At 73.7% G+C, this 787-nt stretch carries 1 protein-coding gene and 1 pseudogene; both read right to left on the minus strand.

The window, feature by feature from the left end:
• Nucleotides 1–230, minus strand: a pseudogene (locus D588_RS0119450) (hypothetical protein); the annotation flags it as partial.
• Nucleotides 227–766, minus strand: a complete 540-nt coding sequence (locus D588_RS0119455) for a S26 family signal peptidase (protein ID WP_198526790.1) — start codon at nt 764–766, stop codon at nt 227–229. The gene D588_RS0119455 and the pseudogene D588_RS0119450, both read right to left, overlap by 4 nt.
• Nucleotides 767–787 lie beyond the last annotated feature (21 nt).

Genomic DNA, 787 nt, shown 5'->3' on the forward strand with positions numbered 1-787 from the left:
CGAGCAGCGAGCACGCCGGCGAACGCGGGCACGACCGCGGGCCGGGCACGTTCGAGGCAGGACGCCTGCACGTTGGACGGCTGCGCCGCAGGCAGCGCGAAGTGCGGCGCAAATGCGCTCGCACTGCACGCGCGACGACACAGCCCCAAGCGCAACGTCAGCCAGCAGCGCGACACGCCCGATGGCACGACGCGATGCACGGCGACGCGCAGCGCATCGCCGGCCATCATGGGCGTTGCTCCAGCCAGACCGGATGCGCGAGGCCGATCACGGCGGACGTGTTGACCGGGCCGAAGTACCGGCTGTCGAACGATGCCGGGTGGGTCGTACTGAGCAGGAACAGTTCACCGGGTGCGAGGCGGCGGCATTGCGGCCAGGATGGCAGCGGCCGGCCCCAGCGGTCGGCGGGCAGTACGGCAGCCGAAGGCACGCCGTCGATGCGGACGACGCGGCCGGTGATGCACACCTGCTGCGGCGCAACGGCGCCCACGCGCTTGAGCAGCGGCACGTGCGCCGGCAGGTAGCCGCGTTGCGCGGCCAGCGCGGCGGCCTCTGGCGGCAACGTGGTCAGCACGATGCTGCCGACGGGTACGGCCGGTGGCGTCGCGCCTGCGCCATGCCGCAGCGGATCGACGCGATACCAGCCGACCGCCACGCTGTCGGAAGGGTTGTAGATCAGGCGCGGCCGCGGATGCATGAACGCCGCCCAGGCCAGCGCCGCGAGGCCGGCGGCGGTGCAGCCCGCCAGCACGATGCGCGCGCGCAGGCAGGCGGGAGCGCGATCGCG

The organism is Xanthomonas sp. SHU 308, assembly GCF_000364645.1.
Lineage (GTDB): Bacteria > Pseudomonadota > Gammaproteobacteria > Xanthomonadales > Xanthomonadaceae > Xanthomonas_A > Xanthomonas_A sontii.